Genomic DNA, 5,225 nt, shown 5'->3' on the forward strand with positions numbered 1-5,225 from the left:
CTACAGTCAAGTGTGCTTGACACCCGATGTCAAGGGTGTTTGACATCCCGAGGTTCAACGCTTCGAGGGGTGTCCTCCGGGTCGACGGCGATGCCCGCGGCGCGGGCGATGTCACCGTAGATCCGCGCGAGGTCGTCCAGGGAGCTGTGGGCGTTGAGACCGCTGGGGTTGGGTGCCACGAACAAGTCGGTGCCCGGCCACGGTGAATCCTGCCGACCCGTCACGGCCTTGGGGCGGTCGAAGGCCGCGCGGTACGCGGTGATGCCGAGCACCGCGACCACGGCGGGATGCTTCGCGCGGACCAGTCGGTCCAGCCGCTGTGCCCCCTCGTGGAACTCCTCCGCGGTGAGCTCGTCCGCCCGCGCGGTGGCCCGGGGACACACGTTGCTGATCCCGATCCCCCGGTCGGTCAGCTGCGCCAGTTCCTCCGGGACGTAGCCGTCGGCCGCGTTGATCAGGGTCGGGGTGATCCCTGCGCGGTGCAGCGCCGGGTAGAACCGGTTACCCGGCCGGGCGAAGTGCGCACCGGTCGCGGCGGTCCACAGCCCCGGGTTGATTCCCACGAACAACAGCCGCAACGGCTGGGGCAGCAGATCCGGGACGGTGCGATCCCGGTAGGAGTCGAGTTCGGCGCGTGAGAATCCCATGGTGGATCATGCTAGGCCGCGGCACCGACGGCCCGGATCGATGCCGGGACACAGCTGGGACGCTCGCGACAGGACGCCCCTCCGGGGGAGCGGATGGAGCCGCGGCGGGACGACCCTCCGGAGGAGCAGACCGCGCAGCGCGAGCACACCGGGCCGCAACCCGCGCGGCTCACGTCGCGGGCGGCGTCGGCCCCGTGGATGGCAGACGCCCCGTGCACACGGCCGCCGCACCGGCGAGGATCACAAGGCCCATCCCGATGATCTCCGCAGGGCCCAGCACCTGCCCCAGGATCACCCAGCCCACCAGAGCGGCGACGGCCGGTGCCAGGCTCACCAGGATCGAGAACGTCTCGGCGGCCAACCGACGCAGTGCCGCGAGTTCGAGGGCGTAGGGCAGCGCCGAGGACAGCAGCGCCACCGCGAGCCCCACGAGCAACACGTGCGGCTCGAGCAGCGCCGCTCCACCGCTCGCGATCCCCAAGGGCGCCGCGAGCACCGCGCCCATCACCATGGCCCATGCGAGCCCCTGGGTCCCCGGAAAACTGCGCCCCGCCTGCCGGGACATCAGGATGTACACGGCCCACATCGCGGCCGCAGCTATGGCGAAGAACAAGCCCGCCAGGTCGGGCACCCCTGAGCCCGGGCCCACACCACTCAGCAGCACGACGCCCGCGAGCGCCAGGGCGGCCCACAGCACCCCGCTCCACTTCCGGGACAGCATCACGGACAGCGCGAGCGGTCCGAGCAGTTCGATGGTCACCGCGATCCCGAGTGGCAATCGCGCGATCGCCTGGTAGATCAACAGGTTCATCCCACCGAGGGCCACCCCGAACGCCAGCACGACCCCGATCGTGTGCCGCGTGAGCCCCGCCGGGGAGGGTCGCACGACGGCGCACAGCACCACCGCGGCAATGACCAGTCGCAGGAACACGGCACCCGTGGCGCCCACGTGGTCGAACAGGCTCACGGCGATCGCCGCGCCCGTCTGCGTGACGAACGCCGCGGCGACCACGAGCAGCACGCCCTGCGCGGACGAACCACCGCTCTCCCGGGCCGTCGGTGAGGTCGTGGGATTCACGGCGTCCACGCTACGCGGTACCTGGTCAGCTCGCGACGACGCCGCTGCGCTCGCGTCCCGCGCGGGTGTCGAGTGCCCGGGTGCCCCGGTAGCGACCCCGGACCAGGGCGATGATCCAGATCACCAAGGTCACGGCCGCGAGGACGAACGCCGCGGTTCCCACCACCTGGGACTCGGGTCCGCTGGAGGTGCGGGCCACCCCGATCCACACGAGCGCCCACACCACGGCCGCGGCCACGGTGAAACGCGGACCCAGGAGCCGGGCGGAGACGGCGGTGAGGAGCACGCAGCCACGCGGCGTTGAGCACCATGGACACCCCGGCGAGCCAGCCGATCCGGCGCTCCCGGGTGGTCTCGGCCACGCTGGGCAGCCACTGCCGCACGGTGTAGAGGAACAGGCCCACGTAGATCACGGACCAGATGGAGAACGCGGTGCCCGCCGGGGCGATCAGGGTCGCGTCCGAGTCCAGGGCCCCGCCGGCGGTGTTCGCCACCGAGGTCCCGATCACCCCGACTCCCACGAGTGTCCCGACGATGCAGAACACCCCGCTCAGGGTCACGAAGATTCTGCGGCCGAGGTCGGAGTGCATCCGGGGTGCTCCTTTGGTCGTGGAGTGTCAACCCTACCGACCGCGGCGGTGCCGCCCTCGCGTGTTAACCGCGGGTTCGCGGCATCAGTACGTCCTCGAGCCAGGAGCGGGCCGCGCGGATCGGCGGCACCGCGCGGGATCAGCGCTCCGCGAGCAGGAACGTGCGTAGCGCGGAGATGACCTCGTCCGGGCGGTCCGCGTGCACCCAGTGGCTCGCGCCGCGCACCGTGATCCGCACGGTTCGCGGGAACAGCGCGCGCATCGCGGGGACGTCGCTGTCCTGGACGTAGTCGGAACGCTCCCCCGCGATCCACAGGACGGGCCCCGTGAAGGTGCGCCCGGCGACGTCGTCCGAGGGCCAGTCCCCGATGACACCCAGCTCGGCGTGGAGCAGACCCAGGTTGGGCTGCCACCCGAAACCACCGTCCCGGTGGCGCAGGTTCTGGAGGAGGAAACCGCGCACGTGGTCCTCGGGGATCTCGGGGCGCAGCGCGGCGTTGGCCTGGGAGCGGTGGGTGACGTCGCTCAGGTCCAGGCGCTGCAGGGCGTCCAGCAGGTGCTCGAACTCGCCCCGCCCGGCACCGGACTCCTGCGCGCCCACCGGGGAGATGTCCACGACCACGAGCCGGCGGACCAGCTCCGGGTGGCGCAGGGCCAGGATCATGGCGACCTTACCGCCCATCGAGTGGCCCACGACGTCCACAGGACCGTCCGCGGCGAAGGACTCGCGCAGCTCGGCGGCCACGGTGTCGGCCATGTCCGCGTAGCCGAACTCGTCCGTCCACGCGGAGTCCCCGTGATTGGGCAGGTCCACGAGCAGACTGCGGAACTCGGGTCGCAATCCCTTGGCGATGTTCGTGAAGTTCTTGCCGCGGCCGAAGAGCCCGTGCAGGAACACGACGCGGTGCGCGCCGTCTCCCACGAGCGTGGTCTTCACGAGGGGTTTCTGGTCCTGGGGCACGGGCCCAATCTACTGCGCGCGCCCACCGGGCCCCAAAGCGGACACCGCCCCGCACGCGGCGTGGCTGCCGGGTGCGGGGCGGTGGATCCGGGACGTCCCGGATGAGGACGGATCAGTTCTGCGAGCCCTTGAGCCGTTCGATGTGCTGGGACGCCTCCGCCTTGGTGAGATCCGCGGGCAGTTCCTCCCCGGCCTGCTTGGCGAGGGTGTCCAGGTAGGACTTCTGGGACGCGGTCATGGGCTCGTCGCCGCTGACCCAGGTCGAGGGGTCCTTCTCGAGGGATGAGTCCTGGGCGTCACCGGTCGCACCGATGGTCTCGCCCTGGGGCGCGCCGTTGGCGGCCTGGTCGGGCAGGGCGCCGTCCGGGGTGCCGTTCTCGAGCGGGGGCTGTCCGCCCTGGGGGTCCTGTGCGGGGGTTTCGGTCATGACTGCTCCTTCGCTGGGTCTCGCGCCGGATCACCGGCTGTCGTGGTGTCGACGCTAGCCCCCGCCCCGCCTCCCCGCGAGGAGGTTTCGCTCACGGCGCGCAAGGTGCCTCCGTTCGTACCGATCCGCGGCGGGTGGTCACCGCACGATGCTGCGGTTGCTCCCGTCCTCGCGCCGCGTCCAGCCCTTGGCGTCCAGGTGTTCGAGCAGCGGCACGGCCACCCGGCGCGTGGTACCCCACGCCTGCCGCGCCTGGCTCGTGGTGAAGGGCTGGGGCAGCCGCGCGAGCTCGCGCATCGCGAGCGCGGGCGCGGTGGGCAGCAGGACGACGTCGCCGGGTAACCGCAGCACCCGACCGAGCCGCTGCGCCGTCGCGAGTTCCCTCGGGCCGAGGCGCAGCTCCTGCAGTTCGTACGCCTCGGGCGCCGCGAACGGCTCCGCGCGCAAGCGCTTCTCGAGCGCGGCGATCGCCGCCTCCGCGGTGCCGAGCCCACCGCCGCGACCGGGGACCGTGATGTACCCGTCCCGTTCCGTGAGCTGCGCCCGGGCCACGACTGTGTCCAGGAGCCGACCGCCCGGTTCGCCGAGCGCTGTGCGGGCCGCGCCCCGGGGCAGTCCCGGGGCCAGGGGGTCGCGCTCGTGCGCGGCCTCGACCGCCGCTCGCAACTGCGTGGCCCACTCCGTGAGCCGGGGCACGTGGATCCACCATCCGTCCGCCACCACGACGTCGCCGGAGGGCGTCTCGTCCGCCGCGAACCCCAGCAGCCGCAACCGCTCGGTGCTCACCGCCCCGTACTTGACGGTTTCCGCCACGGGGTCGCCGTGGTCGGCGATGCCCGCGAGCCGAGCGGCCTCCCGGGCGGCCGCACCGCGCCGGTCCAAGGTGGGCGGGTCGACGTCGAGCACACGTGCACCCCCGACCGCGACCTGCGCCCCGGGACTGCGCAGCACGAGCCGGTCCCCCGGCACGAGGGTCATCTCGTGGTCCAGCTGCAATCGGGCGTGATCGGCATCGAGCGGTCGCAACCGAGCGCCCACGCCGGCCGTTCCCGCGTGCACCACGATCTCGGCGGGCAGTTCGTCGAACGGAGCACCCCGCTCACGGCGGACCTCGATGACGCCCGCGCTCGGCCACGCGTCCGGGGCCACGAGCACGTCCCCACGGTGGATCGCGTCCTTGCTCGTGCCCCGCAGGTTCACGGCCACGCGGTGGGTGGGTCCGATCCGCGCCACGGAATCATTCTGACTCTGGATCGAGCGCACGGCGACCTCTTGCTTTCCCGCTCGACCGCGCAGGGTCAACCGGTCACCCGTGTGCAGGGTCCCGGCGGTCAGGGTCCCGGTGATCACGGTCCCGGCACCGGAAATCGTGAAGGCCCGGTCGATCCACAACCGGATCCTGGCGTCCGGGTCCGGGCCGGGCACGCGGGAGAGCACCGCGTCCAGCGTGTCCCGGAACTCGTCGAGTCCGGTTCCCTTCCGCGCCGAGACGGCCACGGCGGGAGCGTCCGCGAGACCCGTG

The 5,225-nt window shown here is 72.3% G+C and carries 6 protein-coding genes; all 6 read right to left on the reverse strand.

Features of this window, described 5'->3' with window-relative positions; translation table 11 throughout:
- Positions 1-29: 29 nt before the first annotated feature.
- On the reverse strand, positions 30-647 hold the full coding sequence (locus B3I25_RS07890; RefSeq protein ID WP_286738521.1) for a mismatch-specific DNA-glycosylase: 618 nt from the start codon (positions 645-647) through the stop codon (positions 30-32).
- 169 nt (positions 648-816) lie between these two features.
- A complete protein-coding gene (locus tag B3I25_RS07895; RefSeq protein WP_286738522.1) occupies positions 817-1,725 on the reverse strand; it encodes an EamA family transporter in 909 nt (302 codons plus the stop codon).
- A 25-nt stretch (positions 1,726-1,750) separates the two neighbouring features.
- The gene (locus B3I25_RS07900) at positions 1,751-2,011 is read right to left on the reverse strand and encodes a hypothetical protein (protein WP_206478697.1); all 261 of its coding nucleotides are present in this window, start codon (positions 2,009-2,011) and stop codon (positions 1,751-1,753) included.
- A 443-nt stretch (positions 2,012-2,454) separates the two neighbouring features.
- A complete protein-coding gene (locus B3I25_RS07905; RefSeq protein ID WP_098054159.1) occupies positions 2,455-3,276 on the reverse strand; it encodes an alpha/beta fold hydrolase in 822 nt (273 codons plus the stop codon).
- Between the two features lie 112 nt (positions 3,277-3,388).
- On the reverse strand, positions 3,389-3,703 hold the full coding sequence (locus B3I25_RS12360) for a DUF3072 domain-containing protein (protein WP_084118198.1): 315 nt from the start codon (positions 3,701-3,703) through the stop codon (positions 3,389-3,391).
- A 138-nt stretch (positions 3,704-3,841) separates the two neighbouring features.
- The coding region (locus tag B3I25_RS07915) for a SelB C-terminal domain-containing protein (RefSeq protein ID WP_286738523.1) at positions 3,842-5,225 on the reverse strand (1,384 nt) is incomplete at its 5' end.

The organism is Kocuria sp. UBA1838, assembly GCF_002338785.1.
In the GTDB taxonomy this organism is placed as follows: Bacteria; Actinomycetota; Actinomycetes; order Actinomycetales; family Micrococcaceae; genus Kocuria; species Kocuria marina.

What these genes read in the sequence shown, in the direction of transcription:
- B3I25_RS07890 (WP_286738521.1), bottom strand. Translation starts at nt 647, where the DNA reads ATGGGATTCTCACGCGCCGAACTCGACTCCTACCGGGATCGCACCGTC.
- B3I25_RS12360 (WP_084118198.1), bottom strand. Translation starts at nt 3,703, where the DNA reads ATGACCGAAACCCCCGCACAGGACCCCCAGGGCGGACAGCCCCCGCTC.